A 16,530-nucleotide genomic window follows, 5' to 3' on the forward strand; every position below is an offset into this window, starting at 1 on the left:
CGACCAGTGAGATTCGATGGATTCATGCAGGAGAAGGGTATTGCTGCGTTCCCGGTCGACCGATTCACCGGTTGCGTCGTGGAGGTGGGGGCGCCGTCGGGATGGGAGCTGTTCGATTCGACTGTCGGGCTCCACGTGTGGATCTGTCGCAGCGACCCGCGTATGGACGAGTTCTGCGCCAATGCGGTGTTGACCATGCATCGTGTCCAGGCGGTACTCCACGCAGATGAGGTATTCGCGATGTTGGCCGAACAGCAGATCCAGATGGTGCCGGGTTGCCGCGAGCTGCACCGCGAACTCGCTGCCGCAAGCGAAGGAGCCGGCGTTGTGGGGGCGCTTTCGATGGAGATCGCTCACGAACTCGGAAGCATCGACAGTGTGTCGCGCACTAGAATCATCATGACTGAAAAGGAGACGCTCATCGCCCAACTGACGGTGACCGCGCTCCACGATTCGCCGGTGGACGATACGAGTATCTGGCTGACCGTCCGAACACACGGGAGCCAGTGATGTCAGATACCAAGGGACGCGGACGTTCGTGGCAGCTGCTGCGATACATCGCCGGGTTTGCCCTGTGCTTACTGACCGTGGTCGCGGCACGGGCTGGGATGCCCTGGTACTGGTCGGTCATCGTGTTCTGCGCTGCGTTCCTCATCATCCTCGGAAGGCGCCGGATCTTTCGGCCTGGCGTAGAACGCACGGCCGACGAGATCAGCTGCCGATACATCCCGTGGTTCGAAGGAAATGCGTACTACGTGAACCTGGCGCTTCCTCTGACGGGTGCGGCCATGCTTGTGGCAGGTCTTGCACCGGGTAATCCGGTCTGGCTTCGGTTCGGCGGAGGCATCTTGCTGCTGTTCACGCCGATCTTTCTGGACTCCGCTATTCGCCTGTGGCGCAAGAGCATCTTGCGAATCACGCCGTCGACATTGACTGTGCCGTCGGCGGGGCCGAAGTTCGCGCCGATGGAACTCACCCGCGAACGAGTCCAGGCAGTCGCGCCCAAGTGGGTTGCCGAGGTGAGCGGAGCCAAGGCACTACGGGTGGAAATTTCCTATCATGCAGCAGATTTGACTGAACCATCCGAAACGGTATTGCTCGGTCCGCAGCTCACGGTTGAGCCGCAAAATCTGCTTGACGCCCTCCTTGAGTGGAAAGACGCCACCGCCGATGATCCGCACGAATTGATGGATCGGATCGAGCAGCTTCTCCTGGGTCGTTTCAGTGCGCAGGTTTAGCCGCTTGTCAAGTCCCAATTCCTTTGCAGCAGTGGATCTGTGGATGAATCGGCGACTGTGGATAACGTCGGTACTTGTCGGTGGTTCGCACTAATGTTCGAATCATGGAAGGCATCGGCGATCTCGCGGTCATAGTGGACAAGCTGTCCGCCGCCGCGTTCGACGAGGTCCCCGTCGCCGAGTTGCTCGAAGTCCAGTCCGCGCTGGAGCAGGTGTACCGGCGGCTGCCCGCGGTTCAGCACCGAGTCATGGCGGCGGTGAAGGCACAGTCCAGCCCGGCCGAGCTCGGCATCCGTAGTTGGGCCGATGTGTTGTCCATCCGGTTGCGTATCTCGAACACCGAAGCCTGCCGGCGGCTCACCGAGGGTGAGCTGCTGGGACCGCGGCGGTCGGTCGCCGGCGAACCACTGGAGCCGCAGTATCCGGCGACGGCGGCCGCGCTGGCGCGCGGTGAGCTCTCGGCCGAACATGTCCGCATCATCACCCGGACGATGAAGAAGATCCCACCCCGAGTCGATGCGCAGACCCGTGCCCGAGCCGAGGCCGATCTGGCCGGGGTCGCGTCGATTCAGGCCCCGGAGGCGCTGCGCAGCGCGGCATCGTTACTCCTGGAGTTGCTCGATCCCGACGGGCCCGAACCCAACGACGAGGACGCCATCGATCGGCGGGAGATGTTCCGCCAGCTGATCTTGGGCCCGCAGGATGCCGACGGGCTGAGCGACCTGCGTGCCAAGGTCACCCCGGAATTCCGTGCCTATCTGGAGCCGGCCTTGGGCAAGCTCGCGGCCACGGGCATGTGCAATCCGAATGACGAGACTCCGGTCACCAAAGGGACACCGTCGGCCGAGGCGGTCGCCGCCGACACCCGCAGCCTGGGGCAGCGCCAGCACGACGCGTTGATGACGATCGCTCGCACGGCCCTGGCCTCAGGGGAGTTGGGTGAGCACAACGGGCTGCCCGTCACCGTCGTCGTGACCACCACCGTGACCGAGCTGGAGGACGCCGCGGGGGTCGCGCGCACCGGCGGCGGCTCGAAGCTGCCGATGTGCGATCTGATCCGGATGGCCGGCCATGCCCGGCACTATCTGAGCGTCTTCGACGAGCATGCGGCGGTGCCGCTGTATCTGGGCCGGGCCCGGCGGACAGCCTCACCAGGGCAGCGGATGGTGCTCCACGCCCGCGATCGCGGGTGCACCTATCCCGGCTGCCCCGTCCCGGCCTACCTCTGCCAGAGCCATCACGCCGAAACCGACTACCGAGCAGGTGGGAAAACCGACATCCCGAACCTGGGGTTGGCCTGCGGGCCACACAATCGGCTGGTCAAAGAGGGCGGCTGGAAGACCCGCATCGGCAAGAGCGGCCGGGTGGAATGGATTCCACCACCGCAGTTGGATGCCGGCCCGCCTCGGGTCAACCCCCTGCACCACCCCGAAGATCTCCTCGGACGCGGGGAAGACCCATGATGAGTTGGCTCACGTTCAGTCATTTGGTTGGCTCTACCCATGGCTGCGTCCGCGATCTACATCGCCTCACCCGAGGGTGACACCGGGAAGTCCACCATTGCGCTCGGCATCCTGGCGCGGCTGGCGGCCAATGTCGCCAAAGTGGGCGTGTTCCGGCCGATCGCCCGCTCCGAGGGCGGGCGGCGCGACTACATCCTGGAACTGCTGCTGGCCCACGCCACGGCCGGGCTGAGCTACCAGGACTGCGTCGGCGTCAGCTACCAGCGCCTGCACGAAGACCTCGACGGCGCCATCACCGAGATCGTCGAGCGCTACCACGAGGTGGCCGCCCAGTGCGATGCCGTCCTGATCGTCGGCAGCGACTACACCGATGTGGCCAGCCCCAGCGAGCTGGCGGTCAACGCGCGGATCGCGGCCAACCTGGGCGCCTCGGTGGTGCTGGCGGTGCGGGCCTCGGAGCGCACCCCGGACGAGGTGGCGCAGGTCGTCGAGCTGTGTCTGGCGGAGCTGACAGCCCAACACGCGCACACCGCGGCGGTGGTGGCGAACCGATGCGACCCGGCGCAACTGACCGACCTGATCGACACCTTGGCCGCCGCGCTCGCCCCGAACGGCCCGAAAAGCTATGTGCTGCCCGAGGAGCCACTGCTGGTCGCACCGTCGGTCGCGGAACTGCGTGATGCAGTGCACGGCACCCTGACCGATGGCGATGAGGCGCTGCTGAGCCGCGAGGCGCTCGGCGTGCTGGTCGCCGGTATGACGGCCGAGCACGTGCTGGATCGCCTGAGCGACGGTATGGCCGTCATCACCCCCGGTGACCGCTCCGATGTGGTGATGGCGGTGATGAGTGCGCACGCCGCCGAGAACTTCCCGTCCCTGGCCTGCCTGATCCTCAACGGCGGACTGGAACTGCACCCGGCGGTGGCCAAACTGGTCGACGGGCTCAACCTCCGGCTGCCGGTCATCGCCACCGAGGCGGGTACCTACGACACGGCGCGGGCGGTGGCCAAGGCCCGCGGGCGGGTGACCGCGACCTCGATTCGCAAGATCGACACGGCCCTGGCGCTGATGGAAACCCATGTGGACACCGCGGATCTCCTGGCCCAGCTGGCCATTCCGATACCCGAGGTGATCACCCCACAGATGTTCACCTACCAGCTGCAGGACCGGGCGCGCAGCCACCGCAGGCGCATCGTGCTGCCCGAGGGCGACGATGACCGGATCCTGAAGGCTGCCGGCCGGTTGCTGGCGCACCGGGTGGCCGACCTCACCATCCTCGGCGACGAAGGCGCGGTGCGGGCCCGAGCCGCCGAGTTGGGCGTCGACCTCGACGGTGCCCAGCTGATCAACCCGCGCACCAGCGAGCTGTGCGACCAGTTCGCCCGCCAATATGCCGAACTGCGCAGCAAGAAGGGTGTCACCGTCGAGCAGGCCCGCGAGATCATCCATGACGTGTCGTACTTCGGCACCATGCTGGTGCACAACGACATGGTCGACGGCATGGTCTCGGGTGCGGCGCACACCACCGCACACACGGTGCGCCCGGCCTTCGAGATCATCAAGACCCAGCCCGGGGTATCGACGGTGTCGAGCATCTTCCTGATGTGTCTGGAGGACCGGGTGCTCGCCTACGGCGACTGCGCCATCGTGCCCGACCCGACCTCCGAACAGCTCGCCGATATCGCGATCTCCTCGGCACGGACCGCCGCGCAATTCGGCATCGCCCCGCGGGTCGCCATGCTGTCGTATTCGACCGGTACCTCAGGTACCGGCGCTGATGTCGACAAGGTCAGGGCCGCAACAGAACTGGTGCGTGAGCGGGAACCGGACCTGCTGGTGGAGGGCCCCATCCAGTACGACGCCGCGGTGGAACCGTCGGTGGCGGTCACCAAGATGCCGGACTCCCCGGTGGCCGGCCAGGCCACGGTGCTGATCTTCCCGGACCTCAACACCGGCAACAACACCTACAAGGCGGTGCAGCGCAGCGCGGGGGCCATCGCGATCGGACCGGTGCTGCAGGGGCTCAACAAACCCGTCAACGACCTGTCCCGAGGTGCGCTGGTGGAGGATATCGTCAACACCGTGGCGATCACGGCGATCCAGGCGCAGTCCAAATGAGCGTGCTGGTGCTCAACTCCGGGTCCTCCTCGGTGAAATACCAGGTGCTGGAGGCGGATTCCGGCCGCTCGCTGTGCAGCGGCATCGTGGAACGCGTCACCGACTACAGCGCCGCATTGCGGGAGGTCTTCGACGCCCTGACCGCGGCGGGGGTGCACACCGACGACCTGGTGGCGGTCGGGCACCGGGTGGTGCACGGCGGCCGCCGCTTCTATCAGCCTGCCGTCATCGACGACGAGTTGCTGGCCAAGATCGACGAGCTGGCGCCGCTGGCCCCGTTGCACAACCCGCCGGCGGTGCTGGGCATCCGCGAGGCCCGCAAGCTGCTGCCCGGACTGCCCCATATCGCGGTCTTCGACACCGCGTTCTTCCATGATCTGCCCGCGGCCGCGGCGGAGTATGCCATCGACCGTGAGGTGGCCGAGCGGTGGCACATCCGGCGCTACGGTTTCCACGGCACGTCGCACCGGTATGTCAGCGAACAGGCCGCCCTGTTCCTGGATGCGCCGCTGGACTCGCTGAATCAGATTGTGCTGCACCTGGGTAACGGCGCCTCGGCCTCGGCGATCGCCGGCGGCCGAGCGATCGACACCTCGATGGGCCTGACCCCGATGGAGGGCCTGGTGATGGGCACCCGGTCGGGTGACCTGGACCCCGGCATCATCATGTACCTCTGGCGCGCCGCCGGGATGACGGTCGAGGACATCGAGACCATGCTCAATCGCCGATCCGGGGTGTACGGACTCGGCGGCGAGACCGATTTCCGGGAACTGCACAAGCGCGTCGATGCCGGCGACGACGACGCGCGCCTGGCCTACGAGGTGTACATCCACCGGCTGCGCAAGTACATCGGCGCGTACCTGGCGCTGCTGGGCCGTGCGGACGTCATCACCTTCACCGCCGGGGTGGGGGAGAACGACGCACTGGTGCGTCGGGACGCACTGACCGGATTGTCCTCGCTGGGAATCGAACTCGACGAGACGCTCAACAGCGCACCGGAGCGGGTGGCCCGGCGCATCTCGGCCGACAAATCGCCCACGACGGTGCTGGTCATCCCGACCAACGAGGAACTGGCCATCGCCCGCGCCTGCGCGGCTGTGCTGGAGGGGTAGCCGTGCGCCTGCAGCGCATCCACCACGTCGCGGTGATCTGCTCGAATTACGCGGTGTCCAAACGCTTCTACACCGATATCCTGGGGCTGGCGGTGATCAGGGAGGTGTATCGCGCCGAACGCGGCTCGTACAAGCTGGATCTGGCGCTGCCCGACGGCACCCAGATCGAGTTGTTCTCCTTCCCCGATCCGCCGCGACGCCCGAACGGGCCCGAGGCGCAGGGACTGCGGCACCTGGCCTTCGCCGTCGACGACCTCGACGCCACGGTGCGTGATCTGGAAGCCAAAGGTGTTGCGGTGGAGCCGATCCGCATTGACCCGCATACCGATCGCCGCTACACCTTCTTCAAGGACCCCGACGATCTTCCGCTGGAACTCTACGAAGTCTAGAACGTGCTCATCGGGCGCACGCTGTTGGCCAGGTCGACCAGTGCGTACCGGTGCGCCTGGGTCGGGGCCACCCGGGCCAGGCTGCGCAACGACGCCTCCACGCCCAGTTGCAACCCGTGCTGGGTGAACGGGAAACCCAGAATGTGGTTGGTGCTGGCCGTATTGTCGGCCAGCCAGTCCATGGCGGTGCCCAGCACCAGCGCGCGGATCTGGAGCACCCGTGGTTCGCTCTCGGGCAGTGCTTCCACCCGCCGTGCGGCATCGCGGATCTGCTGCTCGGACACCTCGTTGATCGACCGGCCGGACAGCAGCGTCACCGCACTGGTCAGTCGCGCGGTGGTGAAATGCCGTGAGGTGGCGGGCACCAGATCCAGGGTGCGCACGGCGTCGTCGCGATCCCCATCCGCCGATTGGGCGCGGGCCAGGCCGAAACCGGCGGAGATGATGCCGTTGTCGGTGCGCCACACCGTCTGGTAGAAGCGGCGTTCGTCGGCGGTACCGGCCAGTTCGGCTGTGGCGGCAAGCGCCACCTTCGGCGCCAGCTCACCGGGCAGGGTGTCGAGCACCTCGGTGAAATACTTGGTGGCCGTCTCGAAGTCGGCGGTCAACAGCGCCGCCACGCCGCGGAACCAGACCAGCCGCCAGCGCCAGCCGATCCGCTCGGCCAGATCGTCGAGCTTGCGGGTGGCCTTGGAGACATCGCCGAGATCCAGCAGGGCGCGCACTTCCATCAGTGGCAGTTCCACCGACTCGGACAGGTCGATGCCCTCGGAATCGAGCGTGCCGTGCCGGGCGGCGCGCAGTGAATCCAGTGTCTGCACAGGCTGACTGAGCACCGTGGCGGACAGGATCGGAGCGCCGACATCGGCTGGATCGACCAGGGGCACCTGCAGGGCTTTGACGATCTCGGGGGCGGTCAGCTTCGCCGAATGCACCTGACCATCCCGGTAGACGTCGGTGTGTGCGACCAGCAGGTCCACCCCGAAGGTGGATCGCGGCGGGCTGAACACCGCGGACAGGCCGGGCCGAGGCACCCGGGTGTCCTGGGCGACCACTTCGCGCAGCACGCCAAGCAACTGGCCGGACATCTCCTCGGCGCTGGTGAAGCGGCGCCGCGGGTCCGGGTCGATGGCCCGGCGCAGCAGCCGGCCGAACGAATCGTAGGTGGTCAGCACCGGATCGTCGTCGGGCAGCCCGTCGACGTAGCGGCCCTTGCGGGTACGCAGGTTCAGGGTCAGCGCGGCCAGCGTGCGGCCCACGGTGTAGATGTCGGTCTGCACCGTCGGGCCGGTTCGCACGATCTCCGGTGCCTGGTAACCCGGTGTGCCGTAAAGGAATCCGAACGAGTTGATCCGGGATACCGCGCCGAGGTCGATCAGTTTGAGCTGCTCCTCGGTGACCATGATGTTCTCGGGCTTGAGATCGTTGTACACCAGCCCGAGCGAGTGCAGGTAGCCCAGTGCCGGCAGGATCTCCAGCATGTAGGCGATCGCCTGCGCGACAGGAAGTCTGGTTCCCTTGCCCTGCTTGAGCGAGGTACCGCCGACGTACTCCATGACGATGTAGCCGACGGGATCACCGTGCTTGTCGGCGTGTTCGACGAAGTTGAAGATCTTGACGATGGCCGGGTGGGTCACCTCGGCCAGGAACTGGCGTTCGGCCATCGCGGTGGCCTGTGCCTCGGCGTCGCCGGAATGCACCAGGCCCTTGAGCACCACCGGGCGGTAGTTCACGTTGGTGTCGAACGCCAGGTACACCCAGCCCAGGCCGCCGTGTGCGATGCAGCCCTTGATCAGGTACTGGTCCACCACCATGTCACCGGGACTGAGTTGCGGCAGAAACGAATACGCACTGCCACAGTAGGGGCAGGTGCCCTCGGAACGGGCCGGCGTGCCGTCCTTGGCGGAGGCGCGTCCCACCCGTTTGCCGCAGTTCCAGCAGAACCGTTTCGACTCGGCCACCACCGGATTGGTCATCAGCGCGGCCAGCGGGTTGCGTTCGGTCACCCGCGGGATCTCGACCAGTCCACCGCCCAGACGGCGGGTCGGGGAGCGCGGCCGGGTCGCCGTCGTCAGGTGTTCGGTCGGTTCGGTGGTGGCGCTCCCACCAGAGGACCGGGCGGACCGCTCCGAATCCCCGAAATCCGGGCGGTACACGGCCTGGGTGGCCATCGGCCGCACGGTCGCCACGGAGTCGCTGTCGAAGTCCTCGAACTCCTCCAGGTCGGCCAGGCCGGCCGGCCGGGTGCCGGGATCGTCGGGTTGGGTGCCTGTGTCAGGGTCGGCCATCAGTCCACATACCTCGCCACCGGAGGCGCGGGTGTCGGACCCAGCACGGTCAACCACTTGCGGTACAACGTGTTCCACGTCCCGTCCCGGCGGATGCGTTCCAGGGTGCCGTTGACGAAGCGGACCAGGCCGGGATTCTCCTTGCCGATCCCGATCCCGTAGGGCTCCTCGGCCATGCTCGGGCCGACGATGTGCAGGTACGGATCCTGGCTGACTAGACCGGCCAGGATGGTGTCATCGGTGCTGACCGCGTCGACCTGGCGCTGTTGCAGGGCGACCAGACAGTCCGCCCAGGTCACCGTCTCGACGATGACCGGCGGCGGATCGATCTGTTTCACCCGTTCCAGCGACGTGGTGCCGGTCGCCGCGCACACCCGCTTGCCCGCCAGATCCGCGGCCTGCCTGATCTGTGAATCGCGCGGGGCCAGGATGCGCTGGTTGGCCGAGAGGTACTCGGTGGAGAACGCCACCAGCTCCTTGCGCGCGCAGGTCATGCTCATGGTCTTGACCACGATGTCGACCTGGTCGTTCTGCAGTGCGGTGAGCCGGTCGGCCGACGACAGGATGCGGTACTCCACCTGCGACGGGGTGCCGAAGATATCGCGGGCCACCTCGCCGGCGATATCGACGTCGAAGCCGGTGATGGTCCCCGTGATGGGGTCGCGGAAGGAGAACAGATTGCTGCCGATGTCCAACCCGACGATGAGCCGCCCGCGGTTGCGGATCTTCTCCACGGCCTCTTCGGCCTGCCGGCGGTCCGGGAACGGGCGCAGGCTGGCGGTGCGGTCGCAGTGCTCGGTGCGCACGGGGGCCGGCGACGGATCCGGAGCCAGCTGCTGCATCCCGGCCGGGGTCGGGGGAGCCAGCGTCACCTCCGGGATCGGTGCCGCGGGTGCGCTCTGGGAGCAGCCCGCGACGACCAGCGTCGTAGCCAGCATCCACCAGATCTTGTTCATCAGCGATACTCGCTCAGCCGGGGCCACAGGCCCAGGGTGACGGCGATGGCCGCGATCACGCTCAGTGCCGCCGCGCCGACCGTCGCCCCCGACAGCACCCGGCGGGCGTTGAGGATATCGGCGCGCAGCTGGTTGCGGCTGTCCGCAATGCCCTTGCTGAGTGCTTCGTCGAGCTTGCCGAAAGCGGGGGTGGAGTCGTCCTCGCCGGTGCCCAGGGCCACCTGCGTGGCCGCCTGGTAGTCGCCGACGGCGATATAGGCGTTGATCCGGTCGTCGGCGGCTCGCCACTTGCGCAGCAGTTGCTCGGCATCGGCGAGGTCGCCCTTGCTGACGTCATCGCCGCTCAGGTAGATCGACAGCTGCTGCTGCATGGCGTCGATGCGTTGGTAGTAAGACTGCTTGCGCACCTCCACATCGCCGCGGCGCACCAGGGCCAGGGTCTCGTCGGCGCGGGCCTGCTGCGCCGTGATCGCCATCGTGGTGACCGTCTTCAGCGATTGCGCCGCAGTGTTTTTCGCACTGCGGCTATCGGTGGTCGAGATGGCCAGTGCGGTACCCACCCAGACCACCATAATCAGCACCGCCAGTCCGCCCGCGACGAAACCGACGTTCACCCGCCGTCGGGTCCGCCGGGCCAGCCACCGGTTGGCGAACAAACCGAACAGGATGGTGGCGGTCACCACGACGATGACCGAGGCCGGGATGCGCGCCGAGGCGGCGGTCTCGGTGTCGACGCGTGCCGAGGTGGCCTCGTAGAGCCGCTGGGCGTCGGGCAGGATCTGGGTCTGCATCAAGGCCGACGCCTCGGACAGATAGGCCGAACCGACCGGATTACCGGCCCGGTTGTTGGTGCGGGCCGTCTCCACCAGCCCGGTGTAGATGGCCAGTTGCCCGTTGACCCGACCGAGCAGTTGGATCATCGGCTCGTCGGTCAGCCCGCTGGAGGCCCGGGTGACGGCGACCGAGGCATCGGTGATGGCCTGTTCGTAGCGCTGCCGGACATCGCTGGGTTCGGCGCCGGCGATGAACGCCGTGGCCGCGGCGGCGTCGGCGACCGAGAGCGTGGTGTAGAGCTGACCGGCGGCGAAGGACAGCGGTTCGGTGTGGTTGAGCACCGTGGTCAGGGCCTGCTGACGGTCGTCGACGGTGCGTGACGTCGCAAACGCGCAGGCGATGACGAGCGCGGACAGCACCACACCGATGGTGAGAATGCGGCCCGGGGTGGTCCACAGGAACGCCCACCGCGGATGTGCAGGGGTGGCCGGCGACCGTGAGGCCAGCGGTTCGGTCGACGGATGCGCCAACTCCACGGTCACGGGTGCGCGAACCTCCCTCACGGAGTGGTTTGGTGGGCGATTAATGAAAGTCTAAGAGAGATTGGTGGGACGTGTGGGAATTCGCGGAGCCTTATCCTGAACGCGTGCGTGGCGACGGTGACGGTTGGGTGATGTCCGACGGCGGTGGGCATTTCTGGGGCCGCCATGGTGCGGCCGGGTTGCTGCTGCGTGCGCCGGGTCCCGGCGGTGGCGCCGCGGTGCTGCTGCAGCACCGCGCCCCGTGGAGCCACCAGGGCGGAACCTGGGGTCTGCCCGGCGGAGCCAGGGACAGCCACGAATCGGTCGAGGAGGCGGCGTTCCGCGAAGCCTTCGAAGAAGCCGGATTGGAAGCGGTCCATTTGACGGTCCGGATCTCGGTGGTCACGCATGAGGTACCGGGCTGGTCGTACACCACCGTCATCGCCGACGCCACCGAGATGCTGACCACCACGCCCAACCGGGAGAGTTCCGAACTGCGCTGGGTCGCCGAGCACGAGGTCATCGACCTGCCGCTGCACCCCGGGTTCGCGGCCAGCTGGGACCGGCTGCGCAGCGTCACCGCGACCATCCCGCTGCTCAGGCCGTGAGCGCGTCTTTGAGGTGACGCGCGGCGGCCTCCGGGTCCTCGGCCTCGGTGATCGCGCGGACCACCACGATGCGGCGTGCCCCCGCCTCGAGGACCTCGGGCAGCCGCTCGGCGTCGATACCTCCGATGGCGAACCACGGCCGCTCCGGTGCCAGCGCCGCGGTGTGCCGGACCAGGTCCAGACCGGGCGCGGGACGGCCCGGTTTGGTCGGCGTGGGCCAGCACGGGCCGGTGCAGAAATAGTCGACGGCCTCGGCCAGCGCTGCGGCGACCTGGTGTTCGTCATGGGTGGAGCGGCCGATGACGGGACGTTCCCCGATGATCGAGCGCGCCACGTCCAGTGGCAGATCGTCCTGCCCGAGGTGCAGCACATCCGAACCCGCGGCCCGCGCCACATCGGCGCGGTCGTTCACCGCGAGCAGGGCGCCGTGCCGCCGGGCGGCGTCGGCCAGGATCTCCAGGGCATCGAGCTCCTGGCGGGCCTCGATGCTTTTGTCGCGTAGTTGGATGATGTCCACCCCGCCCGCGAGTGCGGCGTCGGCGAACTCGGCGAGATCACCGCGGGCCAGCCTGGCGTCGGTACACAGATACAGGCGGGAGTCGGCGAGACGCGTACGTGGATCCACAGGCCCGAGGTTAACCACGCCGGGATCTCGGGTGGGGCCGAGTACCCTGGACAGCCGACACGGGAGTCCCGGGACCGGGGCTGAGAGTGGGCCAATGACCAGCCCTGACCGTTACACCTGATCCGGGTCATGCCGGCGAAGGGAGAGGGAATGTCTGAACGTGCACTCGCCGTGATCGGTGGCGGCGTCATCGGGCTGTCGATCGCCCGCCGCGCCGCGCAGGACGGCTGGTCGGTGCGCCTGCACCACACCGGGGAGCGCGGGGCCTCCTGGGTGGCCGGCGGCATGCTCGCCCCACACAGCGAGGGCTGGCCGGGGGAGGACGCCCAGCTGGCACTGGGATTGGAATCGCTCACACTGTGGCACACCGGGTTCCTGCAGGGACTGCCCGCCGATGTCGTCACCGCACGCGAATCGCTGGTGGTGGCGGTCGACCGGGCCGACGTCGCCGATCTGCACACCGTGGCCGACTGGCTTTCGGCGCGGGGACAGCCGGTCAGCCCGACGACGGTGGCCCGGGATATCGAGCCCCTGCTGGCCCCGGGCATCCGGCACGGGTTCGTCGCCGAGACGGAACTCGCGGTGGACAACCGCGCCCTGGTCGACGCCTTGGCGTCGGCCTGTGAGTCCGCCGGCGTGCAGTGGGCGCCCCCGGTCACCGACCTGGCCGAGGTGCCGGGGCTGCGGGTGATCGCCAACGGGATCGACGCCCCGGCACTGTGGCCGGGCCTGCAGGTGCGTCCGGTCAAGGGCGAGGTGCTGCGGCTGCGCTGGCGCAAGGGCTGTATGCCGGTGCCGCAGCGGGTGGTCCGGGCGCGCGTGCACGGCAGGCAGGTCTATCTGGTGCCCCGGGCCGACGGGGTGGTGATCGGCGCCACCCAGTACGAACACGGCCGCGACACCGCCCCGGTGGTCACCGGGGTGCGCGACCTGCTCGACGATGCGTGCGCCGTGATGCCTGCGCTGGGGGAGTATGAGCTGGCCGAGTGTGCCGCGGGACTGCGGCCGATGACACCCGACGGCTTGCCGATCGTGGGCAGGCTGGACGAACGCACGCTGGTGGCCACCGGACACGGGCGTAATGGATTTCTGCTGGCGCCGTGGACCGCGGAGCGGATCGCATGCGAGTTAGGAGCGCGATGATACTGCTGGTCAATGGCGAGGAGGCCGAGGTGCGGGATGAGATCACGGTCGAAGAGCTGGTGCGCGACTTGGGTTTTCCGGAGAAGGGCATCGCGGTGGCCGTCGACTGGGAGGTGCTGCCGCGGTCGGAGTGGCACACCGTGCTCGCCGACGGTGCCAGGGTGGAAGTGGTGACGGCGGTGCAGGGTGGCTGACCGTGATGCTCTTCGCGCAAGCGGTTCATCGACAAAGCTCACCATCGCGGGCCGGGAGTTCGGCTCACGGCTCATCATGGGCACCGGCGGTGCGGCCAACCTCGCGGTGCTGGAGGAGGCGCTGATCGCGTCGGGCACCGAGTTGACCACGGTGGCCATGCGCCGCGTCGACGCCGAAACCGGCACCGGGGTGCTGGATCTGCTCGGCCGGCTCGGTATCACGCCGTTACCCAACACCGCGGGGTGCCGCGGCGCGGCCGAGGCGGTGTTGACCGCGCGACTGGCCCGGGAGGCGCTCGGTACCGAGTGGGTGAAACTCGAGGTCATCGCCGATGAGCGCACCCTGCTGCCCGATGCCATCGAGTTGGTCAGGGCCGCAGAGCAATTGGTGGACGACGGATTCGTCGTGCTGCCCTACACCAATGACGACCCGGTGCTGGCGAAGCGACTGGAGGACACCGGCTGCGCGGCCGTCATGCCACTGGGCTCACCGATCGGAACCGGACTGGGTATCGCGAACCCGCATCACATCGAGATGATCGTGGACCGGGCCGGGGTGCCGGTCATCCTGGATGCCGGTATCGGCACCGCCAGCGATGCCGCGCTGGCCATGGAACTCGGTTGTGACGCCGTGCTGTTGGCCAGCGCCGTCACCCGGGCCGCCGATCCGCCGGTGATGGCCGCCGCGATGGCCGCGGCCGTCACCGCCGGGTATCTGGCGCGAGCGGCCGGCCGGATCCCGAAACGGTTCTGGGCACACGCGTCGAGTCCCGCCGCCCCGTGAAACGCTATGTCGCGCTGGGCAGCTCGATGGCCGCCGGACCTGGTATCGCGCCGCGCGCCACCGGATCGCCCGTCCTGGCGATGCGCTCGGCGCGCAACTACGCGCACCTGACCGCCGCGCGGCTCGGGCTGGATCTGGTGGACGTCACCTTCTCCGGGGCCACCACCGCGCATATCCTGAGCGAACGTCAGCATGGAGCGCCGCCGCAGATCGAGGCCCTGGACGGGTCCGAGGCGGTGGTGACGGTGACCATCGGCGGCAACGACGTCGGCTATGTGCCGCTGTTGAGCGTGGCGGCGCTGCCGGGGCTGCTGCGCCGGATGACGCCGGTGGGCGACCTGTTCGACCCCGAAGCCAGGAACGCCGCGCTCGCGGCGGTGCACGACTCGCTGATCCGGGTGGGCACCGCGATCCGGGCGCGTGCGCCCCGGGCGCGGGTGTTGTTCGTCGACTACCTCACGCTGCTGCCGCCGGCCGACACCGCGTCGCCGCCGCTGCCCGCGGAGCTGTTCGCGCTCGGGCACCACATCGCGGACGGACTGGAACGCGCCACCGCCGCCGCGGCGGCCGAGACCGGTTGCGAGGTGGTGCGCGCCGGGGCGGCCAGCCGTGATCACCACCCGTGGTCGCGGGATCCCTGGACCACGAAACCCAGCTGGATCGTGCTGCCGCTGCCCGGCCGCGGTCCGGCGCCGCTGCACCCCAACGCCGCGGGTATGCGCGCGGTCGCCGACCTGGTGGTAGCCGCGCAATGATCGAACTCACCGGCCTCACCAAACGCTTCGGTGCCACCACCGCTGTCGACGATCTCACCTGCACCGTCGAATCCGGCGTGGTCACCGGCTTTCTCGGCCCCAACGGGGCCGGGAAGTCGACCACCATGCGAATGATCCTCGGTCTGGACCGGCCGACCGCGGGAACGGCGACGGTGCTCGGCAAGCGCTATCACGAGCTCACCCACCCGCTGCGCACCGTCGGCGCGCTGCTGGATGCGCGACAGGTGCACCCGAACCGGTCGGCCCGCGCGCACCTGCGCTGGATCGCGGCCAGCAACCAGATCCCCGCTTCCCGGGTGGATGAGGTGCTGGACCAGGTGGGGCTCACCGAGGTGGCCGGGAAACGGGCCGGGGCGTTCTCCCTCGGCATGAGCCAGCGTCTCGGTATCGCGGCGGCGCTGCTGGGTGACCCGCAGGTGCTGCTCTTCGACGAACCGGTCAACGGACTGGACCCCGAGGGTATCCGCTGGGTGCGCACCTTCATGCGTTCGCTGGCCGCCGAGGGGCGCACCGTGTTCGTCTCCAGCCATCTGCTCGCCGAGATGGCCAACACCGCCGACCGGCTGGTGGTGATCGGCCGCGGCCGATTGATCGCGGCCACCTCGATGGACGATTTCCTGGCCGCCGCGGCCGACGCACTGGTCCGCAGCCCGCAGGCCGACCGGCTGGCCGCGGTGCTGACCGCCGAAGGAATCTCGGTCACCCGGGACGGCGGCGCACTGCGGGTCGGCGGTGCCACGCTGGAGCGGATCGGCGAACTGGCGGCCCGGCACGGCCTCACCCTGCACGAGCTGACCGCGGTGCGGGCCTCGCTGGAGGAGGCGTACCTGAGCCGCACCGACGGTGCCACCGAATACCGGGCCGGCGCATGACCATCAGGTCCGAATACCTCAAACTGACCACCACCCGGTCCTCGGCCTGGACGGCGCTGGCGGTGCTGGTGCTCAGTCTGGGGCTGGCCACGGCGGTCCCGGACCGGCCCGAGCTCGGGGCCGCCGCGTTCGGCGTCCCGGTGCTGATGATCCTGTCCGCGCTGACGATCACCGGCGAGTACCGCACGGCGATGATCCGGACCACCTTCTTGGCCACCCCCAGCCGGATCCGCGTGCTCGCGGCGAAAGCGGTTGTCGCCGTGTCATTCTCCGTCGTGGTCAGTGGCCTGGCCGCCGTGGGGTCCATGGTGCTGGCCGGCGGGGTGCCGGTGTGGCGGACGGTGGGTGCGGTGACGCTCTACGCCGCACTGGGCGCGGTGCTGGCCGTCGGGCTGGGCGCTCTGGTGCGGCACAGTGCCGCCGCCGTGGCCGTGCTGGTGCTCCTGCCGTTCGTGGTGGAACCGCTGATCGGGCTGAGCCCGGAGCTGGGGGCGCGGGTCGGCCCGTTGCTGCCCTTCACCAATGCGAATGCCTTCACCGGCGTCACGTGGCTGCAGACTTTCACCATGTGGTGGGGCCCGGCGGGCTCGGCGCTGTACTTCGGCGCGGTGGCGGCCGCCGTCTTCGCCGTGGCGGCCGTGGTGGTGACCCGCCGGGATGCCTGATGGG

17 protein-coding genes and 1 riboswitch are annotated in these 16,530 nt (G+C 68.6%); of the genes, 13 read left to right on the forward strand and 4 right to left on the reverse strand.

Translation table 11 applies throughout. The features are described 5' to 3' along the window. Positions 1-6 precede the first annotated feature (6 nt). The 6 genes from FHU31_RS04890 (at position 7) to gloA2 (ending at position 6,320) form a co-directional block, all read left to right on the forward strand. Positions 7-510 (forward strand): LpqN/LpqT family lipoprotein, encoded by a 504-nt coding sequence (locus FHU31_RS04890; protein WP_308206731.1) that lies wholly within the window; start codon positions 7-9, stop codon positions 508-510. Then, positions 510-1,238: a hypothetical protein gene (locus tag FHU31_RS04895; protein ID WP_167156382.1), complete on the forward strand. Its 729-nt coding sequence runs from the start codon at positions 510-512 to the stop codon at positions 1,236-1,238. Before FHU31_RS04890 ends, FHU31_RS04895 begins: the two co-directional genes overlap by 1 nt. A 104-nt stretch (positions 1,239-1,342) precedes the next feature. Continuing rightward, positions 1,343-2,701 (forward strand): HNH endonuclease signature motif containing protein, encoded by a 1,359-nt coding sequence (locus FHU31_RS04900; protein ID WP_167156384.1) that lies wholly within the window; start codon positions 1,343-1,345, stop codon positions 2,699-2,701. Positions 2,702-2,740: 39 nt separating this feature from the next. Next, positions 2,741-4,819 carry a phosphate acetyltransferase gene (pta, locus tag FHU31_RS04905; protein WP_167156386.1) on the forward strand — a complete coding sequence of 693 codons (2,079 nt, stop codon included), beginning with the start codon at positions 2,741-2,743 and terminating at the stop codon, positions 4,817-4,819. Further along, positions 4,816-5,931 (forward strand): acetate kinase, encoded by a 1,116-nt coding sequence (locus FHU31_RS04910; RefSeq protein WP_167156388.1) that lies wholly within the window; start codon positions 4,816-4,818, stop codon positions 5,929-5,931. Before pta ends, FHU31_RS04910 begins: the two co-directional genes overlap by 4 nt. 2 nt (positions 5,932-5,933) lie before the next feature. Continuing rightward, positions 5,934-6,320, forward strand: a complete 387-nt coding sequence (gloA2, locus tag FHU31_RS04915; RefSeq protein WP_167156390.1) for an SMU1112c/YaeR family gloxylase I-like metalloprotein — start codon at positions 5,934-5,936, stop codon at positions 6,318-6,320. On the opposite strand, the gene FHU31_RS04920 is transcribed toward gloA2, so the two are convergent. From FHU31_RS04920 to glnX, 3 genes are read right to left on the reverse strand one after another with little or no spacing between them, the layout of a single operon-like run. Continuing rightward, entirely contained in the window at positions 6,317-8,608 is a 2,292-nt protein-coding gene (locus FHU31_RS04920) for a serine/threonine-protein kinase PknG (RefSeq protein ID WP_167156392.1), read from the reverse strand. The genes gloA2 and FHU31_RS04920 overlap by 4 nt on opposite strands. Beyond that, a complete protein-coding gene (locus tag FHU31_RS04925) occupies positions 8,608-9,564 on the reverse strand; it encodes a glutamate ABC transporter substrate-binding protein (protein WP_167156394.1) in 957 nt (318 codons plus the stop codon). The genes FHU31_RS04920 and FHU31_RS04925 overlap by 1 nt, the downstream gene beginning before the upstream one ends. After that, on the reverse strand, positions 9,564-10,880 hold the full coding sequence (gene glnX, locus FHU31_RS04930) for a protein kinase G-activating protein GlnX (RefSeq protein WP_167156396.1): 1,317 nt from the start codon (positions 10,878-10,880) through the stop codon (positions 9,564-9,566). Before glnX ends, FHU31_RS04925 begins: the two co-directional genes overlap by 1 nt. Positions 10,881-10,984: 104 nt before the next feature. On the opposite strand from glnX, the gene FHU31_RS04935 reads away from it, so the two are divergent. After that, the gene (locus FHU31_RS04935; RefSeq protein WP_167156398.1) at positions 10,985-11,467 is read left to right on the forward strand and encodes an NUDIX hydrolase; all 483 of its coding nucleotides are present in this window, start codon (positions 10,985-10,987) and stop codon (positions 11,465-11,467) included. Here the strand turns inward: FHU31_RS04935 and thiE are convergent. Continuing rightward, positions 11,457-12,110: a thiamine phosphate synthase gene (thiE, locus tag FHU31_RS04940; protein WP_409371219.1), complete on the reverse strand. Its 654-nt coding sequence runs from the start codon at positions 12,108-12,110 to the stop codon at positions 11,457-11,459. The genes FHU31_RS04935 and thiE overlap by 11 nt on opposite strands. 31 nt (positions 12,111-12,141) lie before the next feature. Beyond that, positions 12,142-12,253, forward strand: a riboswitch (TPP riboswitch). Here thiE and thiO point away from each other — a divergent pair. The 6 genes from thiO (at position 12,243) to FHU31_RS04970 (ending at position 16,526) form a co-directional block, all read left to right on the forward strand. After that, positions 12,243-13,235 (forward strand): glycine oxidase ThiO, encoded by a 993-nt coding sequence (gene thiO / locus FHU31_RS04945; RefSeq protein WP_167156402.1) that lies wholly within the window; start codon positions 12,243-12,245, stop codon positions 13,233-13,235. (Overlaps the previous riboswitch by 11 nt.) Further along, positions 13,232-13,429, forward strand: a complete 198-nt coding sequence (gene thiS / locus FHU31_RS04950; RefSeq protein ID WP_167156404.1) for a sulfur carrier protein ThiS — start codon at positions 13,232-13,234, stop codon at positions 13,427-13,429. The genes thiO and thiS overlap by 4 nt, the downstream gene beginning before the upstream one ends. Continuing rightward, entirely contained in the window at positions 13,422-14,213 is a 792-nt protein-coding gene (gene thiG, locus FHU31_RS04955; RefSeq protein WP_167156407.1) for a thiazole synthase, read from the forward strand. Before thiS ends, thiG begins: the two co-directional genes overlap by 8 nt. Beyond that, complete coding sequence (locus FHU31_RS04960; RefSeq protein ID WP_167156409.1) at positions 14,210-14,968, forward strand: SGNH/GDSL hydrolase family protein; 759 nt, start codon at positions 14,210-14,212, stop codon at positions 14,966-14,968. The genes thiG and FHU31_RS04960 overlap by 4 nt, the downstream gene beginning before the upstream one ends. Next, on the forward strand, positions 14,965-15,861 hold the full coding sequence (locus tag FHU31_RS04965; RefSeq protein ID WP_167156411.1) for an ATP-binding cassette domain-containing protein: 897 nt from the start codon (positions 14,965-14,967) through the stop codon (positions 15,859-15,861). Before FHU31_RS04960 ends, FHU31_RS04965 begins: the two co-directional genes overlap by 4 nt. Beyond that, positions 15,858-16,526 (forward strand): ABC transporter permease, encoded by a 669-nt coding sequence (locus tag FHU31_RS04970; RefSeq protein WP_167156413.1) that lies wholly within the window; start codon positions 15,858-15,860, stop codon positions 16,524-16,526. The genes FHU31_RS04965 and FHU31_RS04970 overlap by 4 nt, the downstream gene beginning before the upstream one ends. The last annotated feature ends 4 nt before the right edge of the window (positions 16,527-16,530 follow it).

The sequence above is a fragment of the Mycolicibacterium fluoranthenivorans genome (assembly GCF_011758805.1).
Taxonomy (GTDB): domain Bacteria; phylum Actinomycetota; class Actinomycetes; order Mycobacteriales; family Mycobacteriaceae; genus Mycobacterium; species Mycobacterium fluoranthenivorans.